Below are 20,784 nucleotides of genomic sequence, written 5' to 3'. Positions count from 1 at the left end.
TATACGGAGATTATTTTGAATATTCAGGATTCTTTAACCTTAAATTCTATTACCTATATTAATGGAAATATACAGTTACCTGGTTCCAAAAGTATTTCTAATAGGGTTTTATTATTATCTGCTATAGCGGATGGAAATACATACTTAAATAACTTATTAGATAGTGACGATACTAGATATATGCTCAATGCTTTAAAAAAAATAGGTATTAAATATATCATGTCTAATAATAATACAACATGTAAGGTGTATGGTCGTGGGTCACCATTTAATATTAAAAAAAAATGTTCTTTATTTTTAGGAAATGCAGGCACTGCTATGAGACCATTAGTCTCTTTGTTATCTTTAGAAAAAAATAACATTATACTTACTGGTGATAATAGAATGAAAGAAAGGCCTATTGATCATTTGGTAGATGCTTTAAGGCAAGGTGGAGCTTGTATTAAATATTGTGAGAATGATGGATACCCTCCTATTAATATTGAAGGAGGTTTTTTAGGTGGAAAATTGATCATAGATGGGAGTATTTCTAGTCAATTTTTAAGTTCATTATTAATGGCAGTACCTTTTGCTCCATTAGATACAGAAATTTGCGTTAAAGGAGAATTAGTTTCTAAGCCTTATATAGACATAACTTTAAACATAATAAGATTATTTGGCGTATATATTAAAAATAACGCTTATAGTACTTTTTTTATAAAAGGGAATCAAAAATATCGATCTCCTGGAAAGTATTGGATAGAAGGAGATGCTTCTTCAGCTTCATATTTTTTAGCAGCATCAGCTATAAAAGGTGGTACAGTATGTGTAAGTGGAATTGGATCAAATAGTATACAAGGAGATATAGATTTTGCTAACGTATTAAAATCCATGGGAGCTATAATAAATTGGGGATCTGATTTTATTTCATGTACTAAAAATAATTTAAAAGCGATTAATTTAGATATGAACCATATACCTGATTCAGCAATGACAGTAGCCATGGTAGCATTATTTGCTAAAGGAACTACTGTTATTCGTAACATTTATAATTGGAGAGTGAAAGAAACTGATAGATTAACCGCAATGTCTACCGAATTAAGAAAAATCGGAGCAGAGATTATAGAAGGAAAAGATTACATATCTATTTCTCCGCCAAAAAAATTTTTAAATGCTAAAATTGAAACTTATAATGATCATCGAATAGCCATGTGTTTTTCTTTAATTGCACTTGCTGATATTTCCGTTACTATTTTAAATCCAACATGTACTTCAAAAACATTTCCTAACTATTTTCCTATGTTATCAAGCATTAGTTTTTAATTAACAATTTTACTGTATGTTAGTGATGAATATTTATTAAAAAATCAGTTTAATGATTTTATTACGCAATAATATTTTTATTATCAAGTGTTATTTCATTATTGTACAATACTTAAATAAATTTTCTTATATATCTTAGGATTATCAATGAAAAAACTAGCTCCTGTAATTACAATTGATGGATCTAGTGGGGCTGGAAAAAGTATTCTTTGTAAGAATATTGCTGAAGCGTTGAAATGGAATTCTCTTGAATCTGGTTTTATATATAGATTGGTATCGTTTATTATATTAAAAAATAAAATTTCCATTGGTATAAAAAATATTCATATTATTGAAAAACATTTAAATTCTTATTTATTTTTTGAAAACAATATTCTAAAAAATATTATTTCTAATAAAATTTTAGAAAAAAAATTAATGCTACAAGATATTGCAAATCTTTCATCAAAAATTGCTACTTTACCTTATATTAGAAAATTATTGTTTGATAAACAAAAAATGTTTAGAAGATTTCCAGGTTTAGTGACTAATGGACGTGATATGGGTACAGTGATTTTTCCAGATGCTAAGATTAAATTTTTTTTAGATGCTGATATTAATATCAGGGTAAAAAGGCGTGTTCTAGAGTTGCATAATAAAGGCATTAATGCTAATTTTAATACGATTTTATTCGATATGAAAGAACGAGATCAACGGGATCGTAAAAGATTATATTCTCCTTTATTAGTAGCAAAAGATGCTATTATAATAAATTCTACTAATAGTAGCATTGAAGAAGTATTTAATACTTCCATACAATTCATATATAAAAAATTTAAATTAAATTTAACATGAAATTTAATATTATAATTTTATGATAAGGATATCATAAATCATACAAATAACACTAATTTGGCATGAAGCTAAATCGACGTTTATAAAAAGTATTTTAATATTATTAATATGACTGAATCTTTTTCTAAGTTATTTACCGAGTCTCTACAAGAAATTGAAACTCGACCAGGTTCTATTATTCAAGGAGTAGTTGTTTCTATAGATAAGGATATTGTATTAGTTGATGCAAGTCTTAAATCTGAATCAGCAATTCCTATTGAACAATTTAAAAATCATCAAGGGAAATTAGAAATAAAATTAGGTGATGTTGTGGATGTCGCTTTGGATGCTATAGAAGATGGATTTGGTGAAACTATTTTATCTCGTGAAAAAGCAAAAAGACATGAAGCTTGGATAATTTTGGAACAGGCACATGAAAAATCTGATACAGTATTAGGGATAATAAATGGTAAAGTTAAAGGTGGTTTTACGGTTGAACTAAACGATATTCGAGCTTTTCTACCTGGATCTTTAGTTGATATCAGACCAGTTCGTGAAACTGTTCATTTAGAAGGAAAAGAATTAGAATTTAAAGTAATTAAATTAGATAAAAAAAGAAATAATGTTGTAGTCTCACGTCGAGCAGTTATTGAATCAGAAAATAGTGCAGAACGAGATCATCTTTTAAAAAACTTGCAAGAAGGTATGGAAGTTAAAGGTACAGTGAAAAATCTTACTGATTATGGTGCTTTTGTAGATTTAGGTGGAGTTGATGGACTCCTTCATATCACAGATATGGCCTGGAAAAGAGTTAAACATCCAAACGAAATAGTAAGTATCGGTGAAGAAATTAACGTAAAAATTTTAAAGTTTGATCGAGAAAGAACCAGAGTATCGTTAGGTCTTAAACAATTAGGAGAAGATCCATGGATAGCTATTTCTACTCGTTATCCTGAAGAGAAAAAAATTAAGGGAAGAGTAACCAATTTAACAGATTATGGATGTTTTGTCGAGATTGAAGAAGGAGTGGAGGGTCTTGTACACGTCTCAGAAATGGATTGGACTAATAAAAATATCCATCCTGCTAAAGTAGTTGAAGTCAATAATATAGTAGAAGTCATGGTATTGGATATAGATGAAGAGCGTCGTCGTATTTCCCTTGGTTTAAAACAATGCAAAGTTAATCCTTGGAAAAAATTTTCTGAAACACATAATAAAGGTAATCGAGTTGAAGGTAAAATTAAGTCTATTACAGATTTTGGAATATTCATTGGATTGTTAGGTGGAATCGATGGATTAGTTCATTTATCTGATATTTCTTGGAATATTCCTGGAGATGAAGCTGTTCGAGAATATAAAAAAGGAGAAGAAATCTCTGCTGTTGTATTGCAAGTAGATGCAGATCGGGAACGCATATCTTTAGGTATCAAACAATTAAAAGATGATCCTTTTCAAAATTATATTATGAATAATAAAAAAGGATCAACGATTAATGGTACGATTATTAAAAGTGATGAAAAATCTTTTACTGTTAAGTTATCTGAAGGAGTTGAAGGTTGTTTAAAACATTCTGATATATCTATTCCTATAACTCATGCTTCAGAAAAAGAATTTAAATTACATATTGGAGATTCTATAGAAGCTCAATTAAACAATATTGATCGTAAAAATAGACTAATTTATTTGACTGTTCAATTAAAAGAAATAATAAAAGAAACGGAACCAGTGTTAAATATTAATAAAAAAAAAGAAGACAAGAATTTTTCAAATGCCATGATTGAAGCATTTAAAGCAGCAAAAAATGTGGAATAATTGGTTTATTTAGTAAATAAGAGTATTTTAGGATTCTAGTTGATTCTTATATATAGTAATATTTACTAGAGGATTTATGACAAAATCAGAATTATTTAAAAGAATTTTTAAATCAGTACCTTATATTCCAAAAAAGGTAATTGATGCAGCAGTAAAAGAAATTTTAGAATATATGGTTTTTTCATTAACACAGGGAAATCGAGTAGAAATAAGAGGATTTGGTAGTTTCTCTTTACATTATCGACATTCTAGAACAGGTAGAAACCCAAAGACAGGTACTATCATTTATCTTGAAAATACACATGTGCCTTATTTTAAGGCTAGTAAGCAATTACGGGATAGAGTGAATATATAATTAATTATTATTTATAAATAAATAAATGTTCTATTATTTAATACAACTAAGTAGCTACGATTATAGTATTTTAACTTAGTTGTATTAATAAAATAAAATACTATGGATTTTAAAGGTGATTTTAAAATATGAAAAAAAAGTTAATTATTGCAAATTGGAAATTAAATGGTAATAAATCTTGTATTTTTAATTTTTTGAATTTATTAAATACATATCATGATCAAAAAAAAGATAAATTATGTAAAATAGTAATAGCTTTTCCAGTGATATATTTATATTTAGCGCAACAATTTTTTTTAAAAAAAAATATTTTTTTAGGGGCGCAAAATGTAGATTTTAATCTTCAAGGTGCATTTACAGGAGAAATATCTGTCAATATGTTAAAAGATATGGGTGTTAGTTATGTTATTTTAGGTCATTCTGAACGTCGCAGATATCATAAAGAAAGTGATAATATTATTGCAAAAAAATTTAAAATTATTAAAGAAGCAAACTTAATACCAATATTATGCATAGGTGAAAATAAGGAAGAAAAAGAATCAGGTAAGACTCAAGAGGTATGCATAAGACAATTACAAGCTATTATTTCAATGTTGGGTCCTCATATATTTAATAATACCATTATTGCTTACGAACCAATTTGGGCCATTGGTTCAGGTGATACTGCTCAACCACATCTCATACAAAAAATACATAGATGTATTAAATCGTATTTAAAAAAATATAGGATGATAGATCCTGAAAAAATATTAGTGCAATATGGGGGATCCGTAGATGAAAATAATGTATCAGTATTACTAAATGAACGTGATATCGATGGTGTATTAGTAGGAGGGGCTTCTTTAAATTATAAAAAATTTATAAAAATTATTGATATTGTAAATCAATTATAGATAAATATATAAAATAAATTATTTTTATCCATGTTCAGTTATTTTTAGTGTTCTGGATAAAATATTTTTTATATATATAAAAAATATTTAATATAAATATTTATATTTATTGATAATAATATTTAAATAAATATTATTTAATATAATTTTTTTGCAATTTTCAACCAATCTTTCTTAAATGTACGTTTCATATTATTAAGAGCATAGGTAATATCGTTATGTATCATGTTTTCATTCCTTATGCCTATACAACGACCTTTATATCCTTTTAATAATATTTCTACAGCATATGCACCCATTCTTGAGGCCAAAATACGATCATAAGCAACGGGAGATCCTCCTCTTTGGATGTGTCCTAAAATAGTAGCTCTTGTCTCTCTTTTGGTTTTTTTTTCAATATATTTTGCAAGTTCTTCAACATCACAAATATATTCGGTTATCACTATTATAGCATGTTTTTTTCCTTTTTTTATTCCATTTTTTATTTCGATTAGTAATTCTTCTCTTTTATAATTAATTTCTGGTAACACAATAAATTCACATCCTCCTGCAATAGCAGCAGATAACGTTAAATCACCGCAATATCTTCCCATAATTTCTACGATAGAAATGCGTTGATGGGAAGAAGATGTATCTCGTAATCGATCGATAGCATTAACAACAGTTTCTAATGCGGTAAAATATCCTATGGTATAATCTGTGCCCGCTACATCATTATCTATTGTACCTGGTAAGCATACACAAGGAAAACCCATTTCTGTTAAAAGTTTCGCGCCAATATAAGATCCATCTCCACCAATCACCACAAGACAATCTATTTCTTTTCTTTTCAAATTTTTAATAGCTATTTCCCTTATTTCAATTTCTTTAAATTTATGGAAACGTGCAGATCCTAAAAAAGTTCCTCCTCTATTTATCATATTAGAAACACTATATCTATCTAGTTTAGAAATTTTATTATTATACAATCCTAAATACCCATCATAGACACCAAAAATTTCTAATTTTTTTCCAAGACCAGTCCTGACCACACCTCTAATGGCTGCATTCATGCCAGGAGCATCACCTCCACTAGTAAGTATTCCTATCTTTTTAATCATATATTCCTCATAATAAATATTATTAAAATAAATTATAACAACATTTTTACATTCAAATATTATAACTATTTTTTTAAATAAAAATATTTAATAGGTTCAAATTTTTTATTAAATTCATAAACAATAGGTGCAGCTGTAGGAATTTCTAATTTTAATATTTTATCATTATCAATATTATTTAAATATTTTATCAATGCACGCAATGAATTACCGTGAGCCACAATGATAATTTTTTTATTTTGTTTTAAACATGGTAGAATTATATTATTCCAATATGGTATGACTCTATTTATTGTTAATTCTAAACTTTCAGAAACAGGTAATTGATTTGATTTTAAATTAGTATAACGAATGTCATTACCAGGAAATCGTTTGTCTAATATATTTACTTCAGGAGGTATGCTATCAAAACTTCTTCTCCATTTTTTGACTTGTTCTATTCCATATTTCTTAACAGTTTCTAATTTGTTTAAACCTTGTAAAGATCCATAATGTCGTTCATTTAAACGCCAAGATTTATTAATTGGAATCCAAGATTGATTTAAATCTTTTAAAATAAACCATAAAGTATGAATGGCTCTTTTTAACATCGACGTATATGCTATATCAAAAGTAAATTCTTTTAATTTTAATAATTTTGCAGCATTTTTAGCTTCTTTTTCTCCTTTAGACGATAAGTCTATATCCTCCCAACCAGTAAATTTATTGAGTGCATTCCATTGACTTTCACCGTGTCTAATTAAAATTAATTTAGTAAATATCATAGGTTTTCTTTTATATTATGTGAATTTTATAGTGCGTATTATTTTATAATAATATTTTTTTTATAAAATAACGAATATACCGTTAGTATAATTTTTTATTAATATTAAAAAATATTTTTTAAATTTTCTATGTATAAATCAACCTTATTATTGCAAGTATTACTATAAAAAATCAATTTTTATTTATATTTTATAGAAATGAAAAACTTTTATTTTTTATATAATTAAATATATAAAATATATTTTTTATATAACATATATTCTATATATTGATATCTATATTGTCTATTATACCTATTTTATATAATAATAAGATTATTAAAAATAATAATTTAAAAAATAGTAATAGTACGGGTACTTAATAAAAATAAAAAAGAAAATTACATATGTTTCTCATATTTAATATTTATGATAAAATTTATATAAAAGTAACATGATATATATTAATCTAATATTAATTAAATATTTTTTAAACTTCTTAATCATATTACCAGTTTTTTACTGTAATAAAAGAATTAAAATATTAATAGAAATATATATTAATGACGTTTATATAATACATAAAACTTTATATTATCGAGGATAAAATCTAAAAGTAGTAAAGTCATATTGTATTAAAAAAAATATTAGAAAAAATTATTTTGCTAATTATTTTAAAGACTAATAAATTATTAATAGTAATATCAAATAATTGCATGAAAAAACAATAATAATTTTTTAAATAATTATTATTTATTAAATAATAAAATTGGTGCTAAGATTCATCATAGCACCGTACAATTATTAAACTTTATTTTTAAGTAAATTATTTAATGTATATTAAATATTAAGTATAATTCTATTAAAATCTTCTAATATTTCCTTTATAGTTTTAAGAAAACTAATAGCTTCTTTTCCATCTATAACACAATGATTATAAGAAAGAGCCATATACATCATGGGACGTATACAAATTTTATTTTCTATGGCTACCGGACGATCTTGAATATTATGAATTCCTAAAATAGCAGATTGGGGTGGATTAATAATTGGTGTAGAAAATAATGAACCAAATACCCCCCCGTTTGTAATGGTAAAATTACCTCCTGTTAAATCTTCAATATTTAGTTTGGATTCCTTAGCTTGTATAACAAAGTTTTTTATTTTCTTTTCAATTTCATACATATTCATTAAATTTACATTTTTTATAACTGGTGTAATCAAACCTTTTTCAGTGGCAACAGCGATACTTATGTCATAATAATTATAACGAATTATATCTTCATTATCAATAGTAGCATTAATTTCTGGAAAACGTTGCAATGCTTCTAATACTGCTTTTACATAGAAAGACATAAATCCAAGACGTATACCGTATTTTTCTTTAAATTTATCTCCGTATTTTTTTCTTAATTCTATTATTGACTGCATATTGACTTCATTAAAAGTAGTTAACATCGCCGTATTATTTTTTACATTTAGTAGTCTTTCTGAAATACATTTTCTTAAATTACTCATTTTAATTTTAGTAATACTTCTTTCACATGTACTCTGTAATTTTTTTTCTACATCGTATTTTATTTCATTTTTTTTATTATTTTTATTTTTATTATTCATATAGATTTCAATATCTTGAGGAGTAATTCTATTGTTTACACCAGTACCTTTTACTTCAAAATTTTTAAGATTATGAAAAGATATTAAGCGTCTTACTGTTGGGCTAAAAGTATTATTTGTTTTTTTATTTAATGATTTATTATTTTGAGTAATTTCTGTTTTTAATATTTTTTTATCTATGTGACAAAGAGATTGATTGTTATTATCTTGAATATATGTAATCGTTCCTAAAATTTGTTGAGATCGTACTATAGCACCTTTGACTTCAAGAATAGAATTTAAGACACCAGAAGAGGTAGCTGGAACTTCTAAAATAATTTTATCGGTTTCTATTTCTACCAATATTTCATCTATTTTTACAATGTCTCCTATTCTTTTATGCCAAGTTACAATTTGAGCTGTATTTACCGATTCAGGTAAATTAGGAACAAGAATATCCACACTATTCATATATTATTTTATCCTTTTATCAAATTTATATTAAGTGCATCATTTATAATTTTTTTTTGCTGTTTCTTATGGATATAAAAATTCCCTACAGCTGATGCTGAAGATGATGAACGTCCAATATATTTTAAATATGAATTCATTGGTAATACTTTATTCAAGTGGTATTGAATATAATTCCATGCTCCTTGATTAAAAGGTTCTTCTTGACACCATACAAAATTAAATATTTCATTGTAAGATTTCAAAATTTTTAATAGTAACAATTTAGGAAAAGGATATAACTGTTCAATACGAATGATTGCTACATCATTCTGTTCATTTATACGACGTTGTTCTAACAAATCATAATATATTTTTCCTGAACAAAAAATAATCTTTTTTAAAAATTTTGTTTTTACCATATCTATTTCATCTATAATTTCTAAAAATTTTCCATTATGCAAATCAGTTAAATGAGAAAAAGATAAAGGGTATCTTAAAAGTGATTTAGGTGACATAATGATAAGAGGCTTCCTTACAGATTGTAATACTTGATGACGTAATGCGTGATACATTTGAGCAGCTGTAGTTGGTATACATATTGTGATGTTATTTTCAGCAGAAAGTTGTAGATAACGTTCTAATCTAGCTGAAGAATGTTCAGGACCTTGTCCTTCATAGCCATGAGGTAGTAACATTACTAATCCACATTTGTATCCCCATTTTTGTTCACCAGAAGTAATAAATTGGTCTATTACTACTTGTGCTACATTCGCAAAATCACCAAATTGTGCTTCCCAAACCGTTAAAATATCATAATTAGTACTAGAATATCCGTATTCAAAAGCTAATACAGATTCTTCTGATAAAACAGAATCCCAAATATAAAATTTTCCTTTTGGATTATCAATATGTTTAATAGGTATATACATAGAACCATTTTTTTGATTATGTATAACAGAATGACGGTGAAAAAATGTACCACGACTAATATCTTCACCAGATAAACGACAAGAAATCCCTTGACTAACTAAAGAAGCATACGCCAAATTTTCAGCTGCTCCCCAATCTATTTTTTTTCTTTCATAAGCCATTGCAATTCTATCTTCATATATTTTTTTTACTCTTGGATGAATATTTATTTCAGACGGTATGGTATTGATAGAAATGGCTATTTTTTGAAGTTCTTTAAAACTTATTGTTTTTATAGAAATATTTTTTATTATTTTATATTTTTTATTTTTTTTTGTATTATCAGTATTATTTTTTATGAACAATAAATATTCTTCTTCTAATTTAACTTTATTGTTATACAGTATTTGATTAACATAATCTACGGTGATAATATTTCTTATTATTAAATTATTTTGATATATATTTTTTACTGTAGGATGTTTATTAATTTTTTGATACATTATTGGTTGAGTTACGTAAGGTTCATCAGATTCATTATGACCTCGTCGTCTATATCCAACTAAATCTATGAATACATCTCTTTTAAAGTGAAAACGAAAATCTAATGCCATTCGTGTGATAAATATTGCTGCTTCTGGATCATCAGAATTGACGTGAAATATTGGACTATTAATCATTTTAGCAATATCGGTACAATAATAACTCGATTGTAAACTATTTTTATCTGAAGTAGTAAAACCAATTTGGTTGTTAATCACTAAATGAATAGATCCTCCAACACTATAACCTTTAGTTTGAGACATATTTAGTGTTTCTTGAACTATTCCTTGTCCCGTAATCGCTGCATCACCATGAATTAAAATAGATAATATTTTATTAGAATCATAATTATCAAACATATCTATATGAGCTCGTGTACAACCCATTACTACTGGATTAATAATCTCTAAATGAGATGGATTACATTTCAAGATTAAATTTATAATTTTATTATTTTTTTTTATTTTCGAGTGATAACCCAAATGATATTTTACATCTCCACTTTTAGAAACATCTCGATAAGTATTAGAGAATTCTTTAAATAAATCTCGTTCTTTTTTTCCAAAAATATTTACCAACACATTTAATCTGCCTCGATGAGCCATTCCTACGATTATATCAGATACTTGCAGCGATTCTGAATAATTTATAATTTCATGTAGCATTGGAATTAATGTTTCGGAACCTTCTAAAGAAAATCTTTTAGAACCTGGAAATTTATTAGAAAGAAATATTTCTAATTCTTCCGCATGTATTAATGCTGTTAATATTTTTTTTTGTTCATCTGTATTTAATAAATTTTCTTTTTTATAATTTTCTATATAATTTTGAATCCATTTTTTTTCTTTATTATTTTCAATGTGCATGTATTCAAAACCTATTGAATCACAGTATGTTTTTTTTAGATTTTGATATAAATGAGTTTTAGAATATATTGCATTACTTTTTTTTAAAAAATCAATATTATTATCGATATATAAATCTGTTTCCATTAAGTTATAATAATTTAAATTCAGGGTTGAAAGATCTCGTTGTGGATACATATTTAAAGGATCTAATTTAGCATTTTTATGACCATCTTTACGAAAAGCATCAACTAATTGTAATATTTTTTCCCGTTTTAGAAACGTATTATATTTACTTATAGTATCGTAATTACATTGTTTTTTAGACTTATGTTCTTTTTTTTCTCTTATATTGTTTATTTTTGAGAAAAATATTCTCCATTTTTTTTCAATAGAATTAGGATTGATTAAAAATGTATCATACAAGCTTTGAATATAACTTTGATTATTTCTGGATAAACAAGAATAGTTTAGCCAAGATATTAATTTATCATCTTTCATGATGTTCTCTTAAACTATTTTTTTATAAAAATTTTAGTCATTAATATATATAAAGATAAATATCTTTATATATAAAAATATATTTTTAATTATGTATAAAATGAGTAAAAATTTTTTCATTAAAAATTAGATAGGATTATCAGTATCAATAAATGTTACATCGAGATTATATTTATTAATTAACCAATTACTAAGTGCTATGATACCATCTCTTTCGCTGGCATGATGACCGATTGAAAAAAAATGTAAGTCATTTTCTCTAGAAATATAAATAGTTTCTTCAGATACTTCTCCTGTTAAAAAAGCATCTAGATTTGAAAGATTAATTTTTTTCATAAATCCTTGTCCTTTTCCGCTACACCAAGCTATTTTAAAAATTTTAGAATTGTATTTTTGAGGTTCATAGAAAGGTGTACGATTGTATTTCTTTATTATTTCTGTTAATAATTCCGATCCTGAAATACCATATTCAAATATTCCCCATGGAACCAAAGGAAGTAGATATCCTTTGATTTTTATATTTAATTTTTTTGCTATATGTACATTATTTCCTAATTCTGGATGTGCATCTAAAGGTAAATGCCAACTATATAAATTAATATCGTTACTAATAATAGTTTTTAATCTTTTTTTTTGTATAGAATTGATAATTCTATCTGTATTGTTCCAAAAATAACCATGATGAACAATAATAGCAGAAGCATGCAATTTCACAGCTTGATCTAATAAATCTTGACAAGCACTAACACCAGTAATTATTTTTTTGATATTGGAAGATCCTTCTACTTGTAATCCATTTGGGACAAAATCTTGAAATAAGTGTATTTTTAACTTTTCATTAATAATTTTTTCTAAATTTAAATTATTCATTTTAGATTATTTTCTTTTAAAGAGAGTAATTTAGCCAATTTAAAAACAGTAATAACATTTTTTTTTGTTTTTTCATGATCAACTATCGGAAAGGGGTAATTAATTTTCTTTCCTATTTTTTGAGACCATAAATGGGGATTAAAAATGTATAAATTTGGTACCATGCGTAGTTCAGGAATATATTTTTTAACAAAATAACCTTCTTTATCAAATTTTTTAGCTTGATAGATGGGATTAAATATCCTAAAGTAGGGATTGCTACCATAGCCTATGGAAGCTATCCATCGCCAATTACCATTATTGATAGCTGTATCTCCATCAATTAATTTTGATATAAAATATTTTTCTCCTTCTCTCCAATTTATTAAAAGATCTTTTACTAAAAAACTTGCAGTAATCATTCTAATTCGATTATGCATCCATCCCAATTCATTTAATTGCCTCATGCCGGCATCGACAATAGGATATCCTGTTCTCCCCTCTTTCCAAGCTATTAAGTTTTTTTTGTTATTATTCCATGTAATTTTATTTTCTAAATTATATTTAGATTTGCATTGAATTAATGTAGGATATTTAACTAATATATATTTATAAAACTCGCGCCATATTAGTTCATTTAACCATTTGCATTCATTGATGTTGATTTTATTTTTATAAATTTTTTTTTTCAATAATAACTTTATACATTGACGAGATGATAAGATTCCTATTGATAGAGATGCAGATAAAAAACTTGTACAATTTACATTGGGAAAATTATGTTCTAATTCATATTTATTTATTTGTTTATCTATAAAAAATGATAATTTATTTAGAGCAGAATGCTCTCCGATAGGAAATAAATTTTCATCAATATTTTCACGTGGATAACTAAATTTTATAGCATATGTTTTTATTTTTAGAAATGGTCTAATATCGGGCACAGGGAAGGATTGTGGCAATTTTCTCTGTATTTTTTTTATAATATTCTTTTTAAAAAAAGAAAAATTATTATATGATTGTCCATTTTTTTTATATATTTTATCAGGAGATATAAGTGTTGCATCATGAAATGTACGCACAGAAATATTTTCTTTTTCGAGCATTTTTTTAGTTAAAAAGTCTCTTTTTATCTCATTAGTTTCGTATTGATCATTATAAAAAATAGAATTTACTTTATTTTTTTGACAAAAATTTATTAAAAATTTAACTGATGTAAAAGAATTTTTAGATTCATAAAAATATAAAGGAATACCTATTTTCATGATATTTTTTTGTAACATTAATAAATTTTTATAAATGTATTCTGATTTTTTAAAAGACATGAAGTTTTTTTTCCATTTTTGAGGAGTAGCAATAAAAATAGATAACACATTCGCTTCTTTTTTTTTGCAGGCAGCGTACAACGCGATATTATCATGTATTCGTAGATCATTGCGAAACCACATAAGATTTACTGTCATATATGTTCCTCAATATTTTTATGTACTTACAATTGATAATATTTTTATTTTTGTATTACATAAATACATTTTAAAAATAATATATTGCATACAATATTGATGTTTTGGTAACAATTGATTAATTCATTTTAGTAGAAATTTAATCTGATATATTTTATATTTTTATTTATTCATAGTATATAAAATTATTATAAAAATAAACATATTAACGTCATTTGTTTTCAAGTAAAATAATAACTAATAAATATTGGTGTATGATTCTGATTAATAAAAATGTAATTATATTGTAGAGAAGTAAAAATAATCTAGTTGATAGTAGATTTTTAATCTATAGTAATTTTATATAAACAGTTTCATATAAGAAAATAAAATTTTTTAATATAAATTAAAATGTTAGATATTAATCTAAACATATTTTAAAAAAATACTTTATGTAAAAAGTATATAATTATTTTTAGGAAAAAAGATGAAAAAAATTGGAATATTTTTTGGTAGTGATACTGGTAATACAGAAAAAATTGCAAAACTAATTCAAAAATATATGAGTTCTAATTGTGCTCAAATTTATGATATTGCTCATACTAAAAAAGAAAATATAGAATATTTTGATATTATAATATTTGGTATACCAACTTGGTATTATGGTGAAATGCAATGTGATTGGGATGATTTTTTACCAGTTTTAAAAAAAATAAATTTTAAGAATAAAATAGTTGCTTTATTTGGATGCGGTGATCAAGAAGATTATTCAGAATATTTTTGTGATGGAATTGGTATTATTTACAATATTATTCATAAAAAAGGAGCAAAAATAATTGGAACATGGCCAACAAAAGAATACACATTTATATCATCTAAAGCTTTAAAAGATTCTAATAATTTTTATGGTATGGTAATAGATGAAGACAGACAGCCAGAAAAAAGCGAAAAAAGAGTAGAAAAATGGGTAAAACAATTATATTGTGAGTTATCAAAACCTATATCAAATATCTAGTATAGATACTAAGATAAAAATGTACTACAAATAAAATTTTTTATTTGTATAAATAAACGAACATTAAAAAAAATAAAAAAATTTATTTTTTTTAATGTGGTGATTTTTATTTCATTATGATGAAATTAAAGCAACTAAATCGAGAACTTTACTAGAATAACCACTTTCGTTATCATACCAAGCAATTAATTTAAAAAAATTACTATTTAAAGATAATCCTGCTTTCGCATCAAAAATGGATGTTAATATCTCTCCATTAAAATCTGTAGATACTACATCATCTTCCGTATAACCAATAATTCCTTTCATTTCATTTTCTGAAGCATATCGAATAGTTTCGCAGATGTCTTTATAAGAAGCCGATTTTTTTTGTCGAATAGTTAAATCAACAACTGAAACATTAGGGGTTGGAACACGAAATGCGATGCCAGTTAATTTACCATTTAGTTCAGGTAAAACCTTACCTACTGCTTTAGCTGCACCTGTTGAAGAAGGAATGATATTTTGTAATGCACTTCTGCCTCCTCTCCAATCTTTATGAGAAGCGCAATCTACTGTTTTTTGAGTAGCAGTAGTAGCGTGGACTGTTGTCATTAGTCCTTCAAGAATAACAAATTTGTCATTTATTACTTTAGCGAGAGGAGCTAAACAATTAGTTGTACAGGATGCATTGGAAACAATTTTTTGACCAGCGTATTTATGAAAATTAGCACCTCTAACGAACATTGGTGTATCATCTTTAGAAGGTCCGGTAATTACTACTTTTTTTGCCCCAGCAGAAATATGTTTATAAGCACTTTCTTTAGTTAAAAAAATACCTGTAGACTCTACAACAACATCAATATTTAATGATTTCCACATTAATTTAGTTGGATCTTTTTCTGAAGAAAGATAAACATTTTTTTCATTAATAATTAATATATTATCTTTAACCATTATATTTTTAAAAAATCTTCCATGCGTGGAATCGTATTTCAGCATATAGCCAATATATTTTGCATCTAAAATATCATTAATAGCTACTATTTCAATATCAGAACGCAATTGAGCCATACGAAACACTATTCTTCCTATTCGTCCAAAACCATTTATTCCTACTCTAATAGTCATATTAATTGCCAATTTTATCAATTCAAAGTTAATATATTTAATTAATAAGTACTGATTTAAATATAGTATTTTAAAAAATTTCATATTTTAAAATATATAATATACACTAATATAAATATTTTATCTAATTTTATTAAAAAATTTAAAAAAATAGAGATACTAAATTGGAGATAATATATTTTATATATATAAAAAATTGCATACTAAATACACAATATATCTTATATAAAATTAAGTTTTTTAAAATTATATTTTTTATTGTAAGCAGTATTTTTTAGTAAAAATATAAAATTATACTGATATAATTTTATATAAAAATATTATTTTTTATTTTTCTTATAGACTATGCGTATAAAGTAAATATATTAAATGAGTATATCAATATTTATCAAATTAATATGTTTTAATAGGTATTTTAAATTTATCAAATTTACATTTTTAATTTAAATAAATATCAAAAATTCATTTTTTATTATTATGAAAATTTAGAAATTTTTATAATAATAAATAGATATTTTAATTTAATTATATACTAATTTTTTTATATTTATACATGTTTCATTTATATAAAAACTATTTATTTATTTTTATAAAAAATAGATTTATGTTGATTTTAGAAATTTCTATTAACGAATAGTTAATATTAATTATTTTTTTAAATACCGATATGTTTTTCAAGTTTAAAACTTTTAGTTAACTATAAATCCATAAGGATAAACATTGTGTTAAAATATACTACGTATAAACTGCCCAATCAATTGGGAGAAAAAAAAATACTCGGTCAATTAACCGAATCAGCAATTGCTTTTGAATCCGCTAAAATTCTTGAAAGTTCAGATAACTTAATACTATTAATCACAAAAAATATACAAGAATCACTAAAACTCAAAAATGAAATACAATTGTTTACGAAAAAAAATATATATATTTTTTTTGATTGGGATACTTTACCATTTGATGTTTTTTCTCCTAATCGAGATATTATTTCTTCTAGAATGTTTTTATTGCACCAATTACCTAAATTAAAAGAAACATTATTAATTATTTCTATTAATTCATTTTTGCAAAAAGTTTGTCCTTATAAATATTTAAATAATGAAGTATTAGAAATAAAAAAAAATATGAGTCTATCAAACGATGATTTAATAAAAATATTACAGGATAAAGGTTATAAACTGGTTAATCAAGTAATACAACATGGGGAATATTGTATAAATAATGATTTTATTGAATTATATACCATGGGTAACAATTTTCCGTATAGATTATATTTTTTAAACAATAAAATCTTGTCTATAAAAACTTTTGACATTCATAGTCAAAGATCTATAGATGAGGTGAAATCAATAAATTTTATGCCGGCACATGAATTCCCAACCAATAAACATGGAATAAATTTGTTTTTTAACCAATGGAAAAAACATTTTCCTACAGATCCAAAAACAGATGTTATTTTTCAGCAAGTTAAAAAAGGTATTTTTTCTTTAGGAATTGAGTATTGGCAACCTTTTTTTTTTCAAGAAAAATTAGAAACAATATTTAATTATTTACCTAAAAAAACTTTGATACTTTATTCTGGAAATATAAAAAAAAATATTACCTTTTTCTGGAAAAAAATACAAAAAAGATATTGTCATCTACTTTTAAATAAAAAAAGATTATTAATTCAACCCAATCAACTTTGGATAGATTCAGATTTTTTTTTTCTTAATTTACGCCAATGGCCTCAAATTAAATTTAAAAATAATAGAATATCAGAAGATAGTAGTCATATTAATCTACAATATTATTGTTTACCTGATCTTTCTGTCTCTTTAAACAAACATAAAGAAAATTATAAAAAATTATATAATTTTCTAAAATCATTTTTGGGTTCAATTATTTTTTTTATAAAACATGAATCTAATTATAATAAATTTTTAAAATTATTAATTTCTCTTAACATTGAGATTAAAAAAATTAATACTTTTGATATATTACAGAATTGTAAAAATATTAAAAATAAAAAAAAATATTTCTATATCATTAATTCTTATGAATGTGGATTTATTAATAAAAATCAAAATATAGCATTAATTTCTGAAAATGATATCAAAATTAGCGATAATATTCGTCATAATTCCGAATTAATTAAAGAAAATAATTTTAACTCTGCTATTAATAATTTATCTGAACTTACTATTAATCAAATTATAGTTCATTTTGAACATGGTATTGGTAGATATAAAGGATTAAAAACTATAGAAACTTCTGGTATTAAAGGTGAATATGTAATATTAGAATATGCAGAAAAAGCAAAATTATACATACCTGTTTCTTATTTACATTTAATTAGTCGATATACAGGATTTTCAGAAAAAAATATTACTTTACATAAATTAGGTTCTGATTATTGGAATAAAGAAAAAAATAAAGCTATAAAAAAAATTAATGATACCGCGGCTATTTTGTTAGATATATATGCAAATAGAAAATCTAAAAAAGGTTTTTCATTTAAAATGGATATAAAGCAATATGATCTTTTTTGTAGTGATTTTCCATTTACAATTACTCCAGATCAAAAACAAGTAATAGATTCTGTTTTATATGATATGAGTCAACCTATCCCTATGGATAGACTGGTTTGTGGAGATGTTGGATTTGGGAAAACGGAAGTTGCTATGAGAGCTGCTTTTTTAGCTTTTTTAAATAATAAACAAGTAGTAGTATTAGTACCTACTACCCTCTTAGCTCAGCAACATTTTAATAATTTTAAAGAACGTTTTTTTAACTTTCCTTGTAACATTACAATGTTATCTAGATTTTGTAATTCTAAAACATTATCTTTTGGTATACAAGATGCACAAAATGGAAAAATCAATATTTTAATTGGTACACACATAATTTTATTTAAAAAAATTAAATTAAAAAACTTAGGATTACTTATTGTTGATGAAGAACATAGATTTGGAGTCAGACATAAAGAAAAAATTAAATCAATGTATTCGAATATAGACGTATTAACCTTAACTGCTACACCTATACCTCGTACATTAAATATGGCGATTAGTGGTATTCGAGATATGTCAATTATCACAACTCCACCAGATAAAAGATTAACGGTAAAAACCTTTGTACGAAAATACAATGATATTCTTATAAAAGAAGCAATTTATAGAGAAATATTAAGAGGAGGACAGGTATTTTATGTATACAATGAAGTAAAAAAAATTCATAATAAAGCTAAAAAAATTATAGAATTGGTACCAGAAGCAAATATAGCAATTGCACATGGTCAAATGTGTATTCATGATTTAAAAAAAATTATGAATAATTTTTTGAAGAAGAAGATTAACGTATTAATATGTACTACCATTATTGAAACAGGTATTGATATTCCTAACGCAAATACAATTATTATAGAACAAGCGGATCATTTTGGTTTAGCTCAATTACATCAATTACGAGGTAGAGTTGGTCGATCCTGTTATCAAGCATATGCTTGGTTGTTTATATCAGATTTTAAAAAAATCACGTCAGATGCAAAAAAAAGACTTGATGCAATTATTTCTCTTGAAGATTTTGGTTCAGGTTTAACTTTAGCGATGCAAGATCTTGATATCAGAGGAATAGGTGAAATATTAGGCGATGAACAAAGTGGACATATTGAAAATATTGGTTTTTCTTTATATACAGAGCTACTGCATCATGCGGTAAAAAATATAAAAAATAATACCCAATTATCTTTAGAAGAAACTATAAATAATCAACCAGAAGTTGAGTTGTATATTTCTGCATTAATCCCTGCAAATTATGTTTCCAATATTAATTTTCGTCTCTCTTTTTATAAAAGAATGGCTACAGTAACACATATAACAGACTTAAAAAAAATAGAATATGAATTAATCAATAAATTCGGATCTATTCCTTATGAAACAAAAAATTTAATTATTTTATCTAAAATAAAATTAATAGCAAAAAGAATAGGTATTAAACGTATTGAATCTAATAAGAAAAGAGGTATTATTATTTTTTTTGAAAAAAATAAAATTGATACTATATCATTATTGAAAATATTAAAAAAAGAATTAAAAAATTGGAAATTTCAAAAATTTAATCGTTTAACATTTGAATATAAATTTTACTCATGTCGTATTAGGATAAAATGGATATTAAATTTTATAAAAAAAATAGAAGTAATAAAATAATTTGACATTGGATAAATCTACCTTGCTTAATTTTTACATTCGATGTAGAAATATATTTTATATAACAAAATTATAGTTTTATCAAAAATTTAATGTATATATTTTATTACTAGTTATATATGAATATATTATTCATTTTATCAAAACAATTACTTAAAACAAGTAAATTATTAACTTGTTTTATTTCTATATTGAAATTTTACTGTAATATAATTTTTTCTAAAATTTTCGCTTTAAAAGATAAATTTATATACAATAAAGCGAATATAATAAGAAATCTAATAGTATTTAAAAATTTTTAATTTAAATTAATATT

At 24.4% G+C, this 20,784-nt stretch carries 14 protein-coding genes; 7 read left to right on the top strand and 7 right to left on the bottom strand.

Going from position 1 to position 20,784, the window contains the following annotated elements:
- The first annotated feature begins 21 nt into the window (after positions 1–21).
- The 5 genes from aroA (at position 22) to tpiA (ending at position 5,175) form a co-directional block, all read left to right on the top strand.
- Positions 22–1,302: a 3-phosphoshikimate 1-carboxyvinyltransferase gene (aroA, locus tag AB4W65_RS01370; RefSeq protein WP_367673825.1), complete on the top strand. Its 1,281-nt coding sequence runs from the start codon at positions 22–24 to the stop codon at positions 1,300–1,302.
- A gap of 147 nt (positions 1,303–1,449) precedes the next feature.
- The gene (cmk, locus tag AB4W65_RS01365) at positions 1,450–2,136 is read left to right on the top strand and encodes a (d)CMP kinase (RefSeq protein WP_367673384.1); all 687 of its coding nucleotides are present in this window, start codon (positions 1,450–1,452) and stop codon (positions 2,134–2,136) included.
- A 108-nt stretch (positions 2,137–2,244) separates the two neighbouring features.
- Positions 2,245–3,927 (top strand): 30S ribosomal protein S1, encoded by a 1,683-nt coding sequence (gene rpsA, locus AB4W65_RS01360; RefSeq protein ID WP_367673383.1) that lies wholly within the window; start codon positions 2,245–2,247, stop codon positions 3,925–3,927.
- A 58-nt stretch (positions 3,928–3,985) separates the two neighbouring features.
- Positions 3,986–4,282: an integration host factor subunit beta gene (ihfB, locus tag AB4W65_RS01355; protein ID WP_367673824.1), complete on the top strand. Its 297-nt coding sequence runs from the start codon at positions 3,986–3,988 to the stop codon at positions 4,280–4,282.
- 128 nt (positions 4,283–4,410) lie between these two features.
- Positions 4,411–5,175: a triose-phosphate isomerase gene (gene tpiA / locus AB4W65_RS01350; RefSeq protein ID WP_367673382.1), complete on the top strand. Its 765-nt coding sequence runs from the start codon at positions 4,411–4,413 to the stop codon at positions 5,173–5,175.
- A gap of 137 nt (positions 5,176–5,312) precedes the next feature.
- On the opposite strand, the gene pfkA is transcribed toward tpiA, so the two are convergent.
- From pfkA to phrB, 6 genes are all read right to left on the bottom strand, one after another.
- Entirely contained in the window at positions 5,313–6,275 is a 963-nt protein-coding gene (gene pfkA, locus AB4W65_RS01345; protein ID WP_367673381.1) for a 6-phosphofructokinase, read from the bottom strand.
- Between the two features lie 65 nt (positions 6,276–6,340).
- A complete protein-coding gene (gpmA, locus tag AB4W65_RS01340) occupies positions 6,341–7,039 on the bottom strand; it encodes a 2,3-diphosphoglycerate-dependent phosphoglycerate mutase (protein ID WP_367673380.1) in 699 nt (232 codons plus the stop codon).
- An 819-nt stretch (positions 7,040–7,858) separates the two neighbouring features.
- Positions 7,859–9,085, bottom strand: a complete 1,227-nt coding sequence (gene sucB / locus AB4W65_RS01335) for a dihydrolipoyllysine-residue succinyltransferase (RefSeq protein WP_367673379.1) — start codon at positions 9,083–9,085, stop codon at positions 7,859–7,861.
- Between the two features lie 8 nt (positions 9,086–9,093).
- Positions 9,094–11,865, bottom strand: a complete 2,772-nt coding sequence (locus AB4W65_RS01330) for a 2-oxoglutarate dehydrogenase E1 component (RefSeq protein ID WP_367673378.1) — start codon at positions 11,863–11,865, stop codon at positions 9,094–9,096.
- A 126-nt stretch (positions 11,866–11,991) separates the two neighbouring features.
- Entirely contained in the window at positions 11,992–12,735 is a 744-nt protein-coding gene (locus AB4W65_RS01325) for a Nif3-like dinuclear metal center hexameric protein (RefSeq protein ID WP_367673377.1), read from the bottom strand.
- On the bottom strand, positions 12,732–14,177 hold the full coding sequence (gene phrB / locus AB4W65_RS01320) for a deoxyribodipyrimidine photo-lyase (protein ID WP_367673376.1): 1,446 nt from the start codon (positions 14,175–14,177) through the stop codon (positions 12,732–12,734). The genes AB4W65_RS01325 and phrB overlap by 4 nt, the downstream gene beginning before the upstream one ends.
- A 466-nt stretch (positions 14,178–14,643) precedes the next feature.
- Between phrB and fldA the strand changes: the two genes are divergently transcribed.
- The gene (gene fldA, locus AB4W65_RS01315; RefSeq protein ID WP_367673375.1) at positions 14,644–15,171 is read left to right on the top strand and encodes a flavodoxin FldA; all 528 of its coding nucleotides are present in this window, start codon (positions 14,644–14,646) and stop codon (positions 15,169–15,171) included.
- Positions 15,172–15,285: 114 nt separating this feature from the next.
- Here the strand turns inward: fldA and gap are convergent, their stop codons facing one another.
- Positions 15,286–16,281 carry a type I glyceraldehyde-3-phosphate dehydrogenase gene (gene gap, locus AB4W65_RS01310; RefSeq protein WP_367673374.1) on the bottom strand — a complete coding sequence of 332 codons (996 nt, stop codon included), beginning with the start codon at positions 16,279–16,281 and terminating at the stop codon, positions 15,286–15,288.
- A 722-nt stretch (positions 16,282–17,003) separates the two neighbouring features.
- On the opposite strand from gap, the gene mfd reads away from it, so the two are divergent.
- The gene (gene mfd / locus AB4W65_RS01305) at positions 17,004–20,468 is read left to right on the top strand and encodes a transcription-repair coupling factor (RefSeq protein WP_367673373.1); all 3,465 of its coding nucleotides are present in this window, start codon (positions 17,004–17,006) and stop codon (positions 20,466–20,468) included.
- Positions 20,469–20,784 lie beyond the last annotated feature (316 nt).

It is taken from the genome of Buchnera aphidicola (Pemphigus populi), assembly GCF_964058935.1.
Classification (GTDB): Bacteria; Pseudomonadota; Gammaproteobacteria; order Enterobacterales; family Enterobacteriaceae; genus Buchnera_C; species Buchnera_C aphidicola_D.
This window is presented reverse-complemented; position numbering and strand designations above follow the sequence as displayed.

Bases quoted from the DNA above. Each gene is read 5' to 3' on its own strand.
- tpiA (WP_367673382.1), top strand. From the start codon at position 4,411: ATGAAAAAAAAGTTAATTATTGCAAATTGGAAATTAAATGGTAATAAA.
- phrB (WP_367673376.1), bottom strand. From the start codon at position 14,177: ATGACAGTAAATCTTATGTGGTTTCGCAATGATCTACGAATACATGAT.
- AB4W65_RS01325 (WP_367673377.1), bottom strand. From the start codon at position 12,735: ATGAATAATTTAAATTTAGAAAAAATTATTAATGAAAAGTTAAAAATA.
- AB4W65_RS01330 (WP_367673378.1), bottom strand. From the start codon at position 11,865: ATGAAAGATGATAAATTAATATCTTGGCTAAACTATTCTTGTTTATCC.
- fldA (WP_367673375.1), top strand. From the start codon at position 14,644: ATGAAAAAAATTGGAATATTTTTTGGTAGTGATACTGGTAATACAGAA.
- sucB (WP_367673379.1), bottom strand. From the start codon at position 9,085: ATGAATAGTGTGGATATTCTTGTTCCTAATTTACCTGAATCGGTAAAT.
- gap (WP_367673374.1), bottom strand. From the start codon at position 16,281: ATGACTATTAGAGTAGGAATAAATGGTTTTGGACGAATAGGAAGAATA.
- cmk (WP_367673384.1), top strand. From the start codon at position 1,450: ATGAAAAAACTAGCTCCTGTAATTACAATTGATGGATCTAGTGGGGCT.
- gpmA (WP_367673380.1), bottom strand. From the start codon at position 7,039: ATGATATTTACTAAATTAATTTTAATTAGACACGGTGAAAGTCAATGG.
- rpsA (WP_367673383.1), top strand. From the start codon at position 2,245: ATGACTGAATCTTTTTCTAAGTTATTTACCGAGTCTCTACAAGAAATT.
- pfkA (WP_367673381.1), bottom strand. From the start codon at position 6,275: ATGATTAAAAAGATAGGAATACTTACTAGTGGAGGTGATGCTCCTGGC.